Source organism: Streptomyces sp. GC420 (genome assembly GCF_009916105.1).
GTDB lineage: Bacteria > Actinomycetota > Actinomycetes > Streptomycetales > Streptomycetaceae > Streptomyces.
In genome coordinates this window covers 1-17225 of sequence record NZ_JAAAXQ010000153.1, presented here as the reverse complement: position 1 = coordinate 17225, position 17225 = coordinate 1, and the positions used below count along the sequence as shown (strand labels likewise).

General features: G+C 72.9%; 16 protein-coding genes. 13 read left to right on the top strand and 3 right to left on the bottom strand.

What is annotated here, in order from left to right:
* The first annotated feature begins 219 nt into the window (after positions 1-219).
* The 6 genes from GUY61_RS19740 (at position 220) to GUY61_RS19715 (ending at position 6520) form a co-directional block, all read left to right on the top strand.
* Positions 220-801, top strand: a complete 582-nt coding sequence (locus GUY61_RS19740; protein WP_166631530.1) for a rhodanese-like domain-containing protein — start codon at positions 220-222, stop codon at positions 799-801.
* Positions 798-1733, top strand: a complete 936-nt coding sequence (locus tag GUY61_RS19735; protein WP_166631529.1) for a sulfite exporter TauE/SafE family protein — start codon at positions 798-800, stop codon at positions 1731-1733. The genes GUY61_RS19740 and GUY61_RS19735 overlap by 4 nt, the downstream gene beginning before the upstream one ends.
* A gap of 132 nt (positions 1734-1865) precedes the next feature.
* Positions 1866-2135, top strand: coding sequence for a metal-sensitive transcriptional regulator (locus tag GUY61_RS19730; protein WP_166631528.1), 270 nt, complete (start codon positions 1866-1868; stop codon positions 2133-2135).
* A gap of 1060 nt (positions 2136-3195) precedes the next feature.
* The gene (locus GUY61_RS19725) at positions 3196-4662 is read left to right on the top strand and encodes a DUF2252 domain-containing protein (protein ID WP_166631527.1); all 1467 of its coding nucleotides are present in this window, start codon (positions 3196-3198) and stop codon (positions 4660-4662) included.
* A 171-nt stretch (positions 4663-4833) separates the two neighbouring features.
* Positions 4834-5298, top strand: a complete 465-nt coding sequence (locus tag GUY61_RS19720) for an OsmC family protein (RefSeq protein WP_166631526.1) — start codon at positions 4834-4836, stop codon at positions 5296-5298.
* Positions 5299-5404: 106 nt separating this feature from the next.
* Positions 5405-6520, top strand: a complete 1116-nt coding sequence (locus GUY61_RS19715; protein WP_166631525.1) for a chemotaxis protein — start codon at positions 5405-5407, stop codon at positions 6518-6520.
* Positions 6521-6844: 324 nt separating this feature from the next.
* Here GUY61_RS19715 and GUY61_RS19710 read toward each other — a convergent pair whose 3' ends face one another.
* Positions 6845-7948, bottom strand: a complete 1104-nt coding sequence (locus tag GUY61_RS19710) for a Ku protein (protein ID WP_166631532.1) — start codon at positions 7946-7948, stop codon at positions 6845-6847.
* 30 nt (positions 7949-7978) lie between these two features.
* Between GUY61_RS19710 and ligD the strand changes: the two genes are divergently transcribed.
* The gene (gene ligD, locus GUY61_RS19705; RefSeq protein ID WP_166631524.1) at positions 7979-8863 is read left to right on the top strand and encodes a non-homologous end-joining DNA ligase; all 885 of its coding nucleotides are present in this window, start codon (positions 7979-7981) and stop codon (positions 8861-8863) included.
* Complete coding sequence (locus GUY61_RS19700; RefSeq protein ID WP_166631523.1) at positions 8860-9759, top strand: ATP-dependent DNA ligase; 900 nt, start codon at positions 8860-8862, stop codon at positions 9757-9759. Before ligD ends, GUY61_RS19700 begins: the two co-directional genes overlap by 4 nt.
* A 31-nt stretch (positions 9760-9790) precedes the next feature.
* On the opposite strand, the gene GUY61_RS19695 is transcribed toward GUY61_RS19700, so the two are convergent.
* Positions 9791-10624 (bottom strand): nuclease-related domain-containing protein, encoded by an 834-nt coding sequence (locus GUY61_RS19695; RefSeq protein WP_166631522.1) that lies wholly within the window; start codon positions 10622-10624, stop codon positions 9791-9793.
* A gap of 676 nt (positions 10625-11300) precedes the next feature.
* Between GUY61_RS19695 and GUY61_RS19690 the strand changes: the two genes are divergently transcribed.
* Positions 11301-11762 (top strand): DUF3291 domain-containing protein, encoded by a 462-nt coding sequence (locus tag GUY61_RS19690; protein WP_166631521.1) that lies wholly within the window; start codon positions 11301-11303, stop codon positions 11760-11762.
* 100 nt (positions 11763-11862) lie between these two features.
* On the opposite strand, the gene GUY61_RS19685 is transcribed toward GUY61_RS19690, so the two are convergent.
* On the bottom strand, positions 11863-12951 hold the full coding sequence (locus GUY61_RS19685; RefSeq protein WP_208106199.1) for a ferritin-like domain-containing protein: 1089 nt from the start codon (positions 12949-12951) through the stop codon (positions 11863-11865).
* A 145-nt stretch (positions 12952-13096) separates the two neighbouring features.
* Here GUY61_RS19685 and GUY61_RS19680 point away from each other — a divergent pair, with 145 nt between their 5' ends.
* The 4 genes from GUY61_RS19680 to GUY61_RS19665 all read left to right on the top strand — a co-directional run bounded on the left by GUY61_RS19680 (position 13097) and on the right by GUY61_RS19665 (position 16943).
* Positions 13097-14032, top strand: coding sequence for a diiron oxygenase (locus GUY61_RS19680; protein ID WP_166631519.1), 936 nt, complete (start codon positions 13097-13099; stop codon positions 14030-14032).
* 176 nt (positions 14033-14208) lie between these two features.
* The gene (locus GUY61_RS19675) at positions 14209-14958 is read left to right on the top strand and encodes a TetR/AcrR family transcriptional regulator (RefSeq protein WP_166631518.1); all 750 of its coding nucleotides are present in this window, start codon (positions 14209-14211) and stop codon (positions 14956-14958) included.
* A 253-nt stretch (positions 14959-15211) separates the two neighbouring features.
* A complete protein-coding gene (locus GUY61_RS19670) occupies positions 15212-15508 on the top strand; it encodes a hypothetical protein (protein WP_166631517.1) in 297 nt (98 codons plus the stop codon).
* Positions 15509-15584: 76 nt separating this feature from the next.
* Entirely contained in the window at positions 15585-16943 is a 1359-nt protein-coding gene (locus GUY61_RS19665) for an NlpC/P60 family protein (RefSeq protein ID WP_243766590.1), read from the top strand.
* Positions 16944-17225 lie beyond the last annotated feature (282 nt).

Below are 17225 nucleotides of genomic sequence, written 5' to 3'. Positions count from 1 at the left end.
GCCAACGCCTGACCGGCACACCCGGCAACCGTGACCCGGCACCACCGGCACCGCCCCGCACGGCCCGAACGGTTCCGCGTCACCCGGCGGCGGCCACACCGGCCGCCGCCGGAAACCCGGGACCCATTGCGGCCCCCTATATACCCCGCCCCGTATTTTTCGTCCGCTTTCGGACCGAGCTCACCGAAGGGCCGACAGGCCGACCGGCAAGGAGACCTTGTGACCACCGAGACCAACGCCGCACGACTGACCCCCGGCACCCTCCGCCACCTGATCGAGGGCGAGAACAGCCCGAGACTGCTGGACGTCCGTACTCCCGGCGAGTTCAGGACCTCCCACATCCCCGGGTCCTACAACGTGCCCCTGGACACCCTCAAGGAGCACCGCCAGGAGCTGCTGCGCCACCTGGACGAGGACGTCGTCCTGATCTGCCGCTCCGGCGGCCGCGCCGCACAGGCGGAGCAGGCCCTCGCCGAGGCCGGTCTGCCCAACCTGCGCGTGCTGGACGGCGGCATCATGGCCTGGGAGGCGGCCCAGGGAACGCTCAACCACGGCGAGCCCCGCTGGGACCTGGAGCGGCAGGTGCGCCTGATCGCCGGGTCCATCGTCCTGGTGAGCGGCGTCGTGGGCTTCTTCGTGCCCGGCGTGCACCTGGTCGGCACCTTCGTCGGAGCGGGCCTGACCTTCGCCGCGCTGACCAACACCTGCGCCATGGGCATGATGCTGTCGAAGCTGCCCTACAACCGCGGCCCGCGCACCGACATCAGGGACGTCATCAACTCCCTGCGAGGCCGCTCGTGATCGCGGTCGTCATCGCCGCGTCACTGCTCATCGGTGTCAGCCTCGGCATCCTGGGCGGCGGCGGCTCCATCCTGACGGTGCCCATCCTGGTCTACATCGCCGGACAGGACGCCAAGCAGGCCATCGCGACGTCCCTGTTCGTCGTCGGCGTCACCAGCGCCGCCGGCATGATCTCCCACGCCCGGGCCGGCCGGGTCCGCTGGCGCACCGGCCTGCTGTTCGGCGCCGCGGGCATGACCGGCGCGTACGCGGGCGGCCGGGTCGCCGAGTTCATCCCGGGCAACATCCTGCTCATCGCGTTCGGCGTGATGATGGTCGTGACGGCGGTCGCCATGATCCGCGGCCGCAAGAACGCGCCCAAGAAGGTGCACCACGAACTGCCCGTCGGGCGCGTCCTGCTGGACGGCATCGTGGTGGGCCTGGTCACCGGACTCGTCGGCGCGGGCGGCGGCTTCCTCGTCGTCCCGGCACTCGCCCTGCTGGGCGGGCTGCCCATGGGCGTCGCCGTCGGCACCTCGCTGCTGGTGATCTCCATGAAGTCCTTCGCGGGCCTGGCCGGCTACCTCTCCAGCGTCCAGATCGACTGGGGTATGGCCGCGATCGTCACCACCGCGGCCGTCGTCGGCAGCCTGGTCGGCGGCCGTCTCGCCGGGCGCATCCCGCAGGACGCGCTGCGCAAGGCCTTCGGCTGGTTCGTGATCACCATGGGCGTCTTCGTCCTGGGTCAGCAGGTCAGCGCCGACCTGCGCGAGACGGTGCTGACCAGCCCCGTCACCTGGATCGTCGTGGCCGCGGGCGCGGGGCTGGCGCTGTTCCAGTACCTGCGGGGCCGCGCACGGCGGGCGAAGGAGCCGACCGCGGGGCAGCTCCACCCGGGGCCCGGACACCCGACCGACTCCCCGCCGCTCGGCAGCGGGCGACGGGCGGCGTGAACACACGGGGCCGGCCTGTCACACACCGGTCCCGTCACGGACATCCGTGGTGGACGTCACGAAGTGACGGCAACCCCATCACATACCCCAGGGGGTAAAGTTAGGACACTGGCCCACTGAAGGAGGCGCCCGGTGAAGGTGGAAGAGGAAGCGACGAATGCGGTGCTCAACCGGCTGCGCCGGGCACAGGGCCAGCTGAACGGCGTCATCGCGATGATCGAGGCCGGGCGGGACTGCGAAGACGTGGTCACCCAGCTCGCGGCGGTCTCACGTGCCCTGGACCGGGCCGGATTCAAGATCGTGGCCAGCGGTATGCGGCAGTGCCTCGCCCAGCAGGGCGACGGACAGACCGCCCCGATGACCGAGGTCCAACTGGAGAAGCTGTTCCTGGCCCTGGCCTGAGGCGTCCGGGCCGGGGAACCGGGTACCGGCAGAACCGAAACAACCGCACAGCGCACCGCGTCCGTCCGCCGCCTTCCGCCCAAGGAAGGGCGGCGGACTCGCGTATTCCGGGCGCGTCTTCCGGGCCTCGTACACGTACGCGGAGAACCGGTGCCCTCGGCCCGGGAGCCGGGCAGGGCGCGGTCCTGACCGCACCGTTCCTCAACGGTGAGCGGGAGTGAGTCCGCGCACTGGCGCGCCCCGAACGGTCTTGGGCGCACCGGTCGTCCGCTTTCGCAAGCCGGGCGGCGACACGGATCGCGTCCGTGGTCCGAGCCGGGTGGGCGGATTCCCTCACGACCCGGCCGTGTGAAAGCGGCCGGAGGCGACGGGGAGGCCCTGGACCATCTCCCTGGTGGAGCAGGGGCCCCGCACTCCCCCGGCCACCGCCGGCGGTGCCCCCGGGCACCGCACCCGGCGCCCCAGATCGCACGCTCACGCCACCCCGACCGGCCCAGAACGCCGCCCTGCGAGCCGGCCATCACACGATCGAGCCATAATCCGACCTCATTCACCCTCCCCGGCAAGCAGTTGCCGACCTCTGTGCCCGGCCGTGCCCGATCCACGTCCGGGTCCGGGTCCACGTCCGGGTCCGGGTCCGGGTCCGGTTGATCACCGCGCGGACGGCGCGGCCCGCGCCGTCGAGAGCCCGTCGGCCGACCGAGGCGGGCCCCGGAATCCCGCGGACGGGCCGGAATGCTCCCGTGGCGATCACCATGGGCACACGCGAGGATGGAAGCACCGTGTCGCGGGCACCCGGACCTTCCGGGACCGGCACCGGGCACGGACGACGGGCGGTACCGGAGGGTGGTCCGGCCGGTGGTCCGGACGGTGGTCCGGGTGCGAACGGGCAGCCCTCCGACCGCCGGACGACGTGCGCACAAGGACGCGCGGTCCTCACGTTCAGGGCCCACGGGCCCCGCCCCGGGCCACTACCCCGGGCCTCGCGCCCGGGCCTCCGGCGCGCCCAGAGCCGACCGCGGCACCGGGGCCGGAGGAGGAGAGACGGAGGAGAGCAGCCATGGCGGAAGCGCCCTCGGCCCAACCGGGCCCCGGCCCCCTCACACCGGCCGAACGGGCCGCGTACGGCAGGGCGGTACGCTCCCGCCTGCCGCGGTCCGCCCACGCCCGCTTCTCCCCCGGCGCGCAACGGCCGGAGCCGCTCTCCGTCCTGGAACACCAGTCCGCCGAGCGCGTTCCGGAGCTGGTGCCCATCCGGTACGGCAGGATGCTCGAGTCGCCCTTCCGCTTCTACCGGGGCGCCGCCGCGATCATGGCCGCCGACCTGGGGTCCGCGCCCCACACCCAGCTCACCACGCAGCTGTGCGGCGATGCCCATCTGCTCAACTTCCGGCTGCTCGCGTCTCCGGAACGTCATCTGGTCTTCGACATCAACGACTTCGACGAGACCCTGCCCGGCCCCTTCGAATGGGACGTCAAACGGCTCGCCGCCAGTCTCGTCATCGCCGCCCGCGCGCGCGGCTTCGACGAGCGCACGCGCGCGTCCCTGGTCCTGCGCGCCGTGCGGGCGTACCGCGAGCGCATGCACGAGTTCTCCGGCATGCGCACCCTGGACATCTGGTACGCGCAGGACGACGCCGACCGGCTCCGCACCCTGCTGCCGGACACCGCGGAGAAGGACATCCGGAAACGGACCGAGAAGGCGATGGCCAAGGCCCGTGGCCGCGACAACGTCGAGGCCTACGGCAAGCTCACCCGTGTGGTGGACGGCGAGCGCCGGATCGCCCCCGACCCCCCGCTGATCACCCCGCTCGCCGACCTCCTCCCCGGCGCGGACGAACACCCCGCCGGAGCGGACGGGCGCACCGGTGCCGCCCCCGGCGGCGGCACCGCGCTGGAGCAGACGCTCCGCCGGCTGATCGCGCAGTACGCGCTCACCCTGCCCTCCGAACGACGCCATCTGCTCGGCCACTTCCGCGTGGCCGACATGGCGCGCAAGGTCGTCGGCGTGGGCAGCGTCGGCACCCGGTGCTGGCTCGTCCTGCTGCTCGGCCGGGACGACGACGACCCGCTGCTCCTCCAGGCCAAGGAGGCGGGCGAGTCGGTGCTCGCCCCGTACGTCGCGCCTGGAAGGTACGAGAACCAGGGGGAACGGGTCGTCGCGGGGCAGCGGCTGATGCAGGCCGCGGGTGACATCTTCCTCGGCTGGGAACGGGTCGTCGGCATCGACGGCAGGCAGCGCGACTTCTACGTGCGGCAGCTGCACGACTGGAAGGGCATCGCCCGGCCCGACACCATGACGCCCGCGATGATGCGGCTGTTCGCCGGTCTGTGCGGTGCCTCACTGGCCCGCGCCCACGCCCGCTCGGGCGACCCGATCGCCATCGCCGCGTACCTCGGTGCCTCCGACTCCTTCGACCGGGCCCTGGCCGAGTTCGCCGAGGCGTACGCCGATCAGAACCAGCGCGACTACGACGCCTTCGCCGAGGCCGTGCACGACGGGAGCATCCCCGCGCGGGCCGCCTGACCGCAGGAGCCCCGGCCCGTCCGGGGCCGCGTGCGGCGGGCGCCCCGGAGGAGGTGCCCCAGGGGCCGAACGGCCCCGCCCTCAGTACCGAGTGCCCCTACCGGGCCGGACCCGGCCGCGCTGAACTGGATCACAGCAGATGCGTGCAACACCAACCGAGGAGACGCGGTCATGCCCCGTACGACACCGGCATCGGACGCCACCGCCAGCGAGAAGGCGACGGCGCGGGCGGCGGATCCGCAGCTCATCGACGTCAGCCACGTCGCCGGAGACGCCTACGCCGTCGAGGTCCGCGGCCACCGGCTCCTCGTCGACCAGCCGGTCGAGATCGGCGGCGACGACAACGCCCCCACCCCCACCGAACTGTTCGCCGCCTCCCTCGCCACCTGCGTGGCCTTCTACGCCGGCCGCTACCTCGCCCGCCACGGCGTCGACCGCACCGGTCTGCGCGTCCGCACCGAATTCACCATGGCCACCGACCGGCCGGCCCGCGTGTCCGAGCTCCGTGTCACCGTCTGCCCGCCGCCCGGGCTCCCCGAGGAACGCCACGCCGCCTTCCTCGCCGTCGCCTCCCACTGCACCGTCCACAACACTCTCCACCACCCGCCCGAGATAGCCGTCGAACTGGGCAAGTGACCGTCCGCCTGCACATGCCGGACGGGTGAATCGGCCATATGGTGCATACAGAGGGAAGGATCCATTCCGTTCCTGGCCGTGCGCCGTGATTCCGGAAGGGCGTCTCATGCAGCCTGAACTCACCTCCTCGGCCCTCGCCGACCTCCGTCGGCCCCGCCCCTATCCCGCGCTGTCCCTGCTGATGCCGACGCACCGCCGCGAACCGGAGAGCATGCAGGATCCCGTGCGGCTGCGGAACCTGGTGGCCAGGGCCAAGAAGCAACTGGAGGAGGACCCGGCGGTCACCCGGCAGTGGCGTATGCAGCTCGGCAAGGAACTCGACGCGGCACTGGCCGAGGTCAACCTGGTGTACTCCGAGGACGGGCTGGTGATCTTCGCGGCGCCCGGAGAGCACCAGGTGTGGAAGCTGCCCCGCCCGGTGCCCGAGCGGATCGTGCTGTCGGACACCTTCCTCACCCGCAATCTGGTGGCCGCGCAGGCCATAGAGCGCCCCTTCTGGGTGCTGGCCGTAGCCGCCGACCGGGTGGCGCTGTTCAGCGGGGACACCGAGCGCGTCGTCGAGGCCAGGACCGGGGGTTTTCCGCTGACCAGGAGCCTCGAGTTCCAGGACATCGAGCGGATGGAGCGCGTCGGCAACGTGCCTGAGCCCTACAACGACGACGACACGCGCCTGTTCCTGCGCCAGGCCGACACCGCGCTCGACTCGGTGCTCGCGGCCGATCCGCGGCCGCTGTTCGTCACCGGCGACCCGGCGGCGCTCTCGCTGCTCGACGACGCCGGAAGCGCGTCGAAGGGCGCAACCCGCATTCCGCGCGGCGCGATGGCGCACAGTTCCCCGAACGCCGTGTGGCAGGCGGTGCGGCCCTTCGTCGCAGCGGAGGAGGAGAAGGAACGGGCGGCGGTTCTGCAGGAACTGGGCCGGGCCCGCGACAAGCGGACACTGGCCGCCGGTGTCGACGAGGTCTGGCAGAGTGCGAAGCTCGGCAGCGTAAGGCTGCTGGTCGTCGAGGACAACTTCCGGGTGACCGTCCGCGCCGAGTCGGCCGCCGTGACCGAGCCGAGCGAACACCTGGCCCCGGCGGAGAGCGGCGACCTGGACGCGATCGAGGACATGGTGGACGACATCATCGAGCGCTGCCTCGACACCGGCGCGGAGGTCCGCTTCGTCCCCGACGGAACGATCGAGGGCATGGACCACATCGCCGCCGCCCTCCGCTTCTGAGTTCCGCCGGCCGGTGCCAGCCACGCACCGCCCGCGGCACCGACCCGTACGTCGTCCGCCTGCGGCGCGGAGCCACCGTGCCGGCGAAGCCGACGTCCGAGGGCTGCCGCCCCACCGTGGCGGCACTTGCGCTGTCGGCGGACCCGCGCAGCGGCCCGGCGGCAGCGCAGTCAGACGGAGGCGGTCACACGGCCCGGGTCACGCGCCGCGGGTCAGACGGAGGCGGTCACACGGCCCGGGTCACGCGCCGCGGGTCAGACGGAGGCGGTCACACGGCCCGGGTCACGCGCCGCGGGTCAGACGGAGGCGGTCACGCGCCGCGGGTCAGGCGGAGGCGCGTCTGCCCTGCGAGGACTTCTTCGCCGGAGTCTTCCCGCCCGACGCGGCCGAGGCCGTCTTGCCCGCGCTCCGCTTCGCGGCGGTCTTCTTGGCCGCCGCGCTCTTCTTGCCGTTGGCCTTGCCGCCGTCGCCGCCGTCCGCCCCCGCCCGCGAGGTGCTCTTCCGTGCCGGGGCGGTCCTCTTCGCGGCTCCGCCGCCGGTGGACTTCTTGCCCTCCGGGGCCTTGGGCGTGCGCGCCGTCCCCTTCTTCCCGGCCGCCGCCCGCTCGCGGGTGGACAGCCGGGTGACCTCCGCCGCCGCCTCGCCGCCGCCGCGGGAGGCCCGTGCGGCCCTGACGCTGCTCTCCAGCGCGGCCATCAGGTCGATGACCTGCCCGCCCGCCTCGGCCGGTCCCTCCGGGGCCTCGGGCATCGCGCCCGCCGCCTTGGCGGTGATCAGCTCCTCCAGCGCCTCCCGGTAGTCGTCGTGCAGCTCGTCCATGTCGACTTCGCCGAGCGTGTCCATCAGGGCGTCCGCCAGGTCGAGTTCGGCGTCGCGCACGGTCACCTTGCCCTCCGGGGCGACGCCGGAGGGGGCGCGCATCTCGTCGGGCCAGAGCAGCGCGTGCATGGCGATCGCCTCGTCGACGACCCGCAGCATGCCCAGGCGTTCACGACCGCGCAGCGCGAACTTGGCGAGGGCGACGCGCTTGCCGTTCCTGAGAGCCTCGCGCAGCAGCGTGTAGGGCTTGGCGGCGGGCACACCGTTCGCCTGGAGGTAGTAGGCCTTGTCCACCTGGAGGGGGTCGATGCTGCTCTCGGGCACGAACGCGACGATCTCGACGGTCTTGGCCGTGGGCAGCGGCAGCGCCGCCAGGTCCTCGTCGGTGATCGGCACGACGGTGCCGTCCGCGTCCTCGTACGCCTTGCCGATCTCGGAGGACGGGACCTCTTCCTCGTCCAGCTCGCAGACCTTCTTGTAGCGGATCCGGCCGCCGTCGGCGGTATGGATCTGCCGGAAGGAGACCGCGTGGGTCTCGGTGGCGTTGAAGATCTTGATCGGGATACTGACCAGCCCGAAGGAGATCGTCCCATTCCAGATAGAACGCATCATTTGCACCTTTCATGGGACTCTCATCGTATGTCGCCGATCACCGAGGTGGAGGGGCGGCGCCTCGCGCTGAGCAACCTGGACAAGGTGCTGTATCCCGCCACCGGGACCACCAAGGGCGAACTGCTGCACTACTGCGCGCTCGCCGCGGAGCCGCTGCTGGCGCACCTGCGCGGCCGCCCGGTGTCGTTCCTGCGCTATCCGGACGGCCCCGACGGCCAGTTGTTCTTCACCAAGAACCCGCCGCCCGGTACTCCGTCCTGGGTAAGGACGGTGAAGGTCCCCCGCTCGGCGGAGAGCACGGGCCGCCAGGTGCTCGTCGACGATCTGGCGACCCTGATGTGGGCCGCGAACCTCGTCGTCGAGTTCCACACCCCCCAGTGGGAGGCGGACCGCCCCGCGCTCGCCGACCGGATGGTCTTCGACCTCGATCCCGGCCCGCCCGCCACGGTCGTCGAGTGCGCGGTCGTGGCCCGCTGGCTGCGCGAGCGGCTGGCGGCGGACGGCCTCGTGGCGTACGCGAAGACCTCCGGCAGCAAGGGCCTGCACCTGCTGGCCGCGCTGGAGCCCGCGCCCTCCGGCAAGGTCTCCGCGTACGCGAAGGCACTGGCCGTCGAGGCCGAGCGGGCCATGCCCGACCTGGCACTGCACCGCATGAGACGGGACCTGCGGCCGGGGAAGGTCTTCGTCGACTGGAGCCAGAACTCCGCCGCGAAGACGACCGCCACCGCCTACACCCCGCGCGCCCGTCCGGAACCCGCCGTCTCCACGCCGGTGACCTGGGAGGAGGTCGCCGGCTGCGCGGAGCCGGGGCAGCTGGTCTTCCTGGTCGGGGACGTCCCCGACCGGCTGCGGCGCCACGGCGACCTGATGGCGCCGCTCATCGGACCCGAACACCCCGGGGCACTGCCGTGAGACCTCCGGTCAAGGTCGCCCTGGCCCGTTCCGTGGACACCTTCCCGCACGGTCCCGGGTGGGCCTACGAGCCGAAGTTCGACGGGCACCGGCTTGTCGTCTTCCGGCGCGACGCGGACGTCGTGCTCCAGGCGCGCTCGGGCCGCACCGTCACCAGGTCCTTCCCGGATCTGGCGGTGGCCGCGGAACGCCTGCCCCCTGGTACGGTCCTGGACGGCGAGGTCGTGGTGTGGGTCGGCGGGCGCCTCGACTTCGCGGCCGTGCAGCAACGCGCCAACGCCACCTCCGCCAGGGCCGCCGCGCTCGCCCGCCGGCTGCCCGCCTCGTACGCGGCCTTCGACCTGCTGGCCGCCGAGGACACCGATCTGCGGCTGCTGCCGTACGAGATGCGCCGCTCGGCGTTGCTGGCGGTGCTGAAGCCGGTCGGCCCGCCGCTCCAGCCGGTGCCCATGACCACGGACCCGGAGGAGGCCGAGGCCTGGTACGAATCGCTGCCCGGGATCGGCGTCGAGGGCCTGGTGATCAAGCGTCTGGACCGCGGCTACCAGGCCGGCCGCCGCGACTGGCTGAAGCTGCGGCACTCCGCCCCGCTCGACGCGGCGGTCATCGGCTACACCGGCGCGTCCGCAGCCCCGCGCGCCCTGGTCCTGGCCCTGCCCGCCGAGGACGCGCCGGTGGTGTCCAGCCCGCTCACCCCGGCCCTGCGCGCCGAGGCCGCCGCGGCGCTGCGCACCGTGACCGTCACCAGCAGGGCCTCGGCGAGGGCGTGGGGGCTCGGCGACATCGAGTACCAGTCCGTGGACCCGCCGCTGGCCGCCGAGGTCGAACAGCTCACCATGCGCAACCCCACGACGAAGGTGCTGCGGCTGAGGCTGCCGCAGGACAGGACGGCATGAGCCCCGGCCTCACCCGCCCACGGCCCGCGGCTCAGACCCGGAGCCAGCTGTGCCGGTTGCGCGCCCTCGCGTGGACGGTCTCGACGTCGGCCGGCTTGAGGAGACCGCCCAGAGCGATGAGGAGCGGCAGCCCGGCGTCGGTCAGCACGCGGACGTCGTGCGCGGCCGCACCGGCCTCGAGGCCGGTGGCACCGACCAGGACCAGCACCGGGCGGACGTCGACGGCCAGGGCGTGCCGGGCGCGTTCCGCCTCCTGCCTGGCGAGGCGGACACAGGGGCGCGGATCCCCGCGGTGGGGGAACACCATGTCCTCTTCGGCGCGCACCCGCAGACCCCGCATCGGCTCCGAGCGGACGGTGAGGACGCCGCCGGGTCCGACGAGGAGGTGGTGGATCCGGGTGCCGCCGGGCAGCGGCACCGAATGCAGGACCCGCCAGCCGGCGCCCTCCGCCGCGTCCAGTTCGTCGCCGACCCGCTGCTGTGCGCCCAGTTCCTCCTGGGCCCGCCGCACCGGGTCCGGCCGCCCCAGCACCCGCCGCGCCAGCCGTCCCGCGGCCTGCCGCTCCCGCCCGGCCTCCTCGTACAGCGCCTCCCCGGGCCGGTTGGGTGCCAGGTCGTCGTCGGGATGCAGGCTGAGCCTCGCGAGATCGGCGGCCGTCGGCACGGCGGGCTCCGTGACCGTGAGCCGCGCGCCGGCGGAGTGCGGCGCGAGCGCCTCGAGCACGGCCTCGCGGTACTCGTCGTACAGCAGGCTCACCCGGCCGCTCTCCCGGTCGTACCAGGCCACGGTCCTGCCGTCGGGCAGGCTCACGTAAAGGCTGTGCTCCCCGTACCTCGTCCTCGGTGTGATCCGCAGTGCGGTCATCCGTATCACCGTTCCTTAAGACCGAGCAGGAGTGATCCCGTTCAGCCGCACGCCCCGAACGGTCTTGAGCGCACTGGTCCCCGACGCACTCGGCCCGGGGCGGCGACGCGGATCCCGTCCGCGGTCCGGTCCCGGGAGGCCGGTTCCCTCACGACGCGGCCGGACGGATACGGCCGGAGGCGACGGGAAGGCCCCGGACCATCACTCCGGTGGAACGGGGGCCCCGCACTCCCCCAGCAAACGCTGAGGGTGCCCCATGCGCCGTACCCGGCGTCCCGGACCGCACGATCACCGCAGCCGGAACAGCCCGGCACACCGCAAGCCCGCAAGCAGACCAGCACACGATCGAGCGAGCCCAACCTCGTGCACACTCCCCCGGCGAGCAGCCATCAACCCTTGCCATGGGAACAGGCGCGGTGCCGCAGAGGCAAGCGGAGGGCGGGTGCCCCGGCCGCTTCCCGGCCAGTACGCGCGGACTCCGGCGGACGGCGGACGGCACGAGAACGGGCTGCGGCGGGTCGGCCCGCGGCGCGGCGGTGAGCATTCCGGTCGGAATCGTCCGGTGCGACCGCCCAACGGGGTGACACATGGCCGGTGCGCACGGCGCTCGGGCACCACTCGTCTCGGTCCGAGAGGCACTCGCGAGACAGACGGATCCTCGGGCTATCGTGCCCCTATGTCTGCCGCGCACGAACTCGCCCAGGTCAACATAGCCCGTCTCAAAGCGCCCTTGGACTCGCCCCAGCTGAAGGATTTCGTCGAGGGCCTCGACCCCGTCAACGCCGCCGCCGACACGTCGGACGGCTTCGTGTGGCGGCTCCAGAACGACTCCGGGAACGCCACCGACATACCGTTCTTCGGCGACGAGTGGCTCATCGTGAACATGTCGGTGTGGCGCGACACCAACGCACTGACCGCTTTCATGTACCAGGGCCTGCACCGGGAGCTGATGGCGCGGCGCCGGGAGTGGTTCGAGCGCCTGTCGGAGGCCTTCACCACCCTGTGGTGGGTCCCTGCCGGAGTGCGTCCCACCGTCGCCGACGCCGAGGAGCGGCTGCTGCACCTGCGCGCCAACGGACCGACGCCGCACGCCTTCACGCTGAGGACGTCCTTCCCGCCGCCGTCCGCGGCGGTCTGACCCCGGCCCCCGGGCGGCGGGACCCGGGGCCGGCGGGACCGGGCGGCGGGGCCCGGCACGGTCCGTGTCCGGGCACCGCCGCCGTCAGGCACCGCCGCTGTCAGGCACCGCCGTCGGCGCCCGCCTCGATCGCCTCCGCCACCTCCGCCACCCGCGCCTGTTCCTCCGCCGCGAACCGTTCCGCGTCCAGCCGTTCCGCGATCTCCTCGTCCTGCGACATCAGCAGGTCCAGGTTGGAGTCGCCGAGGTCGAAGACACCCATGTCCAGGTACGCCTTCTGCAGCCGTTCCCCCCACAGGCCGATGTCCTTGACGCAGGGCACGATCCGGCTGAACAGCAGCTTGCGGAAGAGGTGCAGGAACTCCGACTGCTCGGAAAGCTCCTCCGCCTCGGCCTTCGGGATCCCGTAGTTCTCCAGGACCTCGACCCCGCGCAGCCGGTCGCGCATCAGGTAGCAGCCCTCGATGACGAACTCCTCGCGCTCGCGCAGTTCGGCGTCGGAGAGCTGCTTGTAGTAGTCGCGCAGCGCCATCCGGCCGAAGGCGACGTGCCGGGCCTCGTCCTGCATGACGTACGCGAGGATCTGCTTGGGCAGCGGCTTGTCCGTGGTGTCGCGGATCATGCCGAAGGCGGCGAGTGCGAGCCCTTCGATGAGGACCTGCATGCCGAGGTACGGCATGTCCCAGCGGGAGTCGCGCAGGGTGTCGCCGAGCAGCGACTGGAGGTTGTCGTTGATCGGGTAGAGCATGCCGATCTTGTCGTGCAGGAAGCGGGCGTAGATCTCGGCGTGCCGGGCCTCGTCCATGGTCTGGGTGGCGGAGTAGAACTTGGCGTCGAGGTCGGGGACGGATTCCACGATCCGGGCGGCGCAGATCATCGCGCCCTGCTCGCCGTGCAGGAACTGGCTGAACTGCCAGGCGGTGTAGTGCCGTCGGAGCTCACCCTTGTCCCGGTCGTTCATCCTCGCCCAGTGGCGGGTGCCGTAGAGACTCAGCGCCTCGTCCGGGGTGCCGAGCGGGTCGCAGGGGTCGACCTCCAGGTCCCAGTCGATGCGCGTGGCGCCGTCCCACTGCTTGTCCTTCCCCTTGGCATAGAGCGCCAGAAGCCGCTCGCGGCCGTCGTCGTAGTCCCAGCGGAAGCGGGCCGAGCCGCTCGCCGGTACCTGCCACAGCGGGTCCACGGGGCCCATCTCGTACAGCTCGTGCGTCGACACTGACGCCTCTCCTCCCGTGAGGGGCCGGGTACTTGGGCAGGCTCACACGCAAGTAGACGCCGGGTCAACAAGTCGCGCACAAGGGATTGACGAGCTTGCTGACAGGCAGTCTCATAAGGGCATGACGGGTACAACGACCACCGACGCCGGGACACTGCGCGACGCGCTCGGCCTGCTCAAGGACCGCGAGCAGGTTGCCGCACGGCTCCTCGAGTCCTCCGCCAAGCACTCCTTCGATCCCGACAAGGAGCTCGACTGGGACGCGCCCATCGAGGACGGAAAGTGGTTCTGGCCGCCCGAGCTGGTCTCGCTCTACGACACCCCGATGTGGCGGAAGATGTCCGAGGAGCAGCGGTTCGACCTGGCCAGGCACGAGGCCGCGTCCCTCGCCTCGCTGGGCATCTGGTTCGAGATCATCCTGATGCAGCTGCTCGTGCGGCACATCTACGACAAGTCGATCACCAGCAACCATGTGCGGTACGCCCTCACCGAGATCGCCGACGAGTGCCGGCACTCGATGATGTTCGCCCGCCTGATCCAGAGGGGCGGCACCCCCGCCTACCCGGTGCCGCGCTTCTACCACAACCTCGCCCGCGTCCTGAAGACCGTCTCCACCACGCCCGGTTCCTTCGCCGCGACCCTGCTGGGCGAGGAGATCCTGGACTGGATGCAGCGGCTTACCTTCCCCGACGAGCGCATCCAGACCCTGGTGCGCGGCGTCACCCGTATCCACGTCGTGGAGGAGGCCCGCCACGTCCGTTACGCCCGGGAGGAGTTGCGCCGCCAGATGGTGACAGCACCGCGCTGGGAGAAGGAACTGACCCGGCTCAGCTGCGGCGAGGCCGCCCGCGTCTTCTCCGTCTGCTTCGTCAACCCGCAGGTGTACGCGAACGTCGGCCTCGACCGCCGGGAGGCCGTCGCCCAGGTCAAGGCGAGCGGTCACCGCCGCGAGGTCATGCAGAGCGGCGCCAGGCGGCTGACGGACTTCTTCGACGACATCGGCGTGCTCCAGGGCGTCGGACGGAAACTGTGGCGACAGTCCGGGCTGCTGGCCTGAACTCCGCGTGCCCGGCGCCCCCCACGGCGCCGGGCACGGCACCGGCACCGGCACCGGGATCGGCACCCGGCCCCGCACCGGGGCCGGTCCCCCGCGCCGTGCCACGCGCGGCGCCGACAACCGTACGAGACCGGGCTGAAGTCCGGATATGCGGAGATGCGGGTTACCCTGCGGGCATGACTCCGGCTGCAGCGACGACCGGCACGACGACCCGGACGACTCGTGCGTACCGACGGCTCAGCGTCGAGGAACGGCGCACGCAACTCCTCGACGCCGCACTGTCGCTGTTCGCCCAGCGCGCGCCGGAGGAGGTCTCGCTCGACGACGTGGCGACCGCCGCGGAGGTCTCCCGCCCGCTGGTGTACCGCTACTTCCCCGGCGGCAAGCAGCAGTTGTACGAGGCCGCGCTGCGCAGCGCGGCCGACGAGCTGGAGTCGTGCTTCGCCGAACCCCGCGAGGGTCCGCTCACCACCCGGCTCTCGCGTGCCCTCGACCGCTATCTCGCCTTCGTCGACGAGCACGACGCCGGATTCAGCGCGCTGCTCCAGGGCGGCAGCGTCGCCGAGACCTCCCGCACCAGCGCGATAGTGGACGAGGTCCGCAGGGACGCCGCCGAGCAGATCCTGCTGCACATGGACGTCACCGAGCCGGGGCTGCGGCTGCGGATGACCGTGCGGACCTGGATCGCGGCCGTGGAGGCCGCCTCCCTCATCTGGCTCGACGAGGGCAAGCGGCCGCCGCTGCCCGAGCTGCGCGACTGGCTGCTCGACCACTTCATCGCCCTGCTGACGGCGACGGCGGCCGGCGACCCGCAGACCGCGCAGGTCCTGCGGACGGCCCTCGCCGTCGAGCCGGCGGACGGCCCCGCCGGGCTGCTGGCCCGCCGCATCCTGCCCGTGGTCGGCGACGCCGGGCACCTGCTTTGACTGCTCCCCTCCCCCGAAGGGAGGGGATTCCCGGCTCGGGCTGCCTCCTGGAGCGGTGCTCCCGCGGGTCTTGTGCCGCCGGCACCGGCCGGGGCCGGACCCGCCCGGACGGGCATCGAGCGGGCGGAGGGCGAACGCGACGCCGAGGCGGCGGACGGCGCATCGCGCCGACGACGATCCACCTTTCCCGGCCCTGCTCCGCAGGAGTCCGGTTCTCCCCGGCCCGAAGGCCGGGGCATCCTCGGAGGACTCCGTGAAAAGCGAGAACACCCCCTTCACCGGCGGCCCGCTCGACGGGCGCGTCCTGCCGGTGCTGCTCGGCCCGACCGGACACCCGCCCAAGTGGTACGAGGTTCCGGTCCCGGACGACGGCGGTGGCCCGCCCACCGTCCACGCCTACGAACGGGTCCCCGCCGGCTACGGCAAGCGGCTGGGGCTGATCAAGGGCTGGAAGTACGAGTACCGTCCGGAGGGGCGCCCACGCCGCACCCTGCGGTGGCCCTGGTCGAAACCGCAGCCGCCCGGACCCGCCTCCCGGCCGGAAGAGTGACCCCGTTGCCCCGGTCTGACCTCTCGTCAGGCGCCCTGCTCCGGCCCGTGCCACCGTCGGTGGCGGAGGTGACCGGATGTCAGAAATGCTGCGGCGCGGCGCGGTCCGTACGGTGGCGCTCGCGGCGGCGCTCACCGCGCTGCTCCCCCTGACCGCCGCCCGCGCGGAACCTGCGGAGCCGGGGGAAGGCGCGGCACCGCCCGCACCGGCGGCACCCGCGGTACCGGCGTCGGGCGGGCACTCGGTCGCGGACCTGCTCACCGATCTGCGGGAGTTGTACCGGCGGGCCGGAGAGGCCACCGAGGAGTACAACGCGACCGAGGTCAGGCTCAGGAGGCAGCGGGCCGAGGCCGAACGGCTCGGCCGCCGGCTCGCCGCCACCCGGGTCTCGCTGCACCGCAGACGAACCGCCGCGGGCCTGCTGGCCAGGCAGCAGTACCGGGGCACCACCGGCATCTCGGCGTACGTGCGGCTGCTGCTCGCCGACGATCCGCAGCGCGCTCTCGAACAGGGCCACGTCCTCCAGCGCGCGGCCGCCGGGCATGCCGCGGCCATCGCCCGGCTCCGGCGGGGCGAGAAGGATGCCGACACCCTCGCCACCCGGAGCCGCAAGGCCCTCGACAAGCAGCAGTTCCTCACCGCCGAGCGGAAGAGGCTGCGCGACACGGTGAACAGCCGGCTGCGCGAGGTGGAGGAACTGCTGGCCGCCCTCACACCGCGGCAGCTCGACCGGCTGCGGGAACTCGAACCCGGCCGGACGCGGGCTGCCTCGCCGTCCCCCTCGGCGCCGGCGGCCCCCAAGGGCACGGCGGGAGCGCCCGGTGCGCCCGGCACGGCGGCCCCCAAGGGCCCCGCGGGTACGACCGGCACGGCGGGTGCGACCGGCACGGCGCCGTCACGGCAGGGCGCGCCGGCCGTCGAGTACGCCGTCGGGCAGCTCGGCAAACCCTGCCAGCGGGATGCCGAAGGGCCGGACGCCTCCGACTGCCCGGACCTCCCCCGGCGGGCCTGGCTGCACGCGGGCCGGAAGATCCCGCGCACCAGCCAGGAACAGTGGGCCGGACTGCCCCGTGTGCCGCTGGACGAACTGCGACCGGGCGATGTCGTCGTGTACTTGTCCCGGACCGTCCATGTCGGCCTCTACGTCGGCGCCGGCGTGCTCGCGCATGCCCCGCGCCCCGGCGCCGAAGTCAAGGCCTCCCCTCTCGCGTCCCACCCGGTGCTGGGCGCGGTGCGTCCCGACAAGGGCGCGCGGCCGCTGAAGTCGTGGAAGCCGCCCGCCCTGCCGAGGAGTGCGACGGACGGCCCGGACACCGGCTCGGGCACGCCGACGCACAGGCGCGGGGCCAAGCCGGGGACCGGGCCCGGGGACCGGGCCGTGGAGACGTCCGGCAAGCGGCCCCCGAAACAGCCCGGCCCCCGGCCCGGGCACTGACTGACCGTCCGCCCGGCCCCGCGTCCGGGAGGGGCCCCGGCCACCCGCGCGGCCGGTCCCGGTAGCGACCGGAGACCCTCGCGGGGTGGGCCGGCGGGCGGCTGAGCGCTCCACCGCCGCTCCGCCGCCGCCACCCCGGCGCCAGACGTGGGGGGGGCGGCGAAGCCCTCGTCGCCGTGGTCGTGGCCGTGTTCCCCACCCTCGGCCGCGCCGCCGACCTCCTCCTCGTGCCCTCCGGCGGCCGGCCCGGTGGCACCCCGGACGGCCGGGCCCGGACCCGGC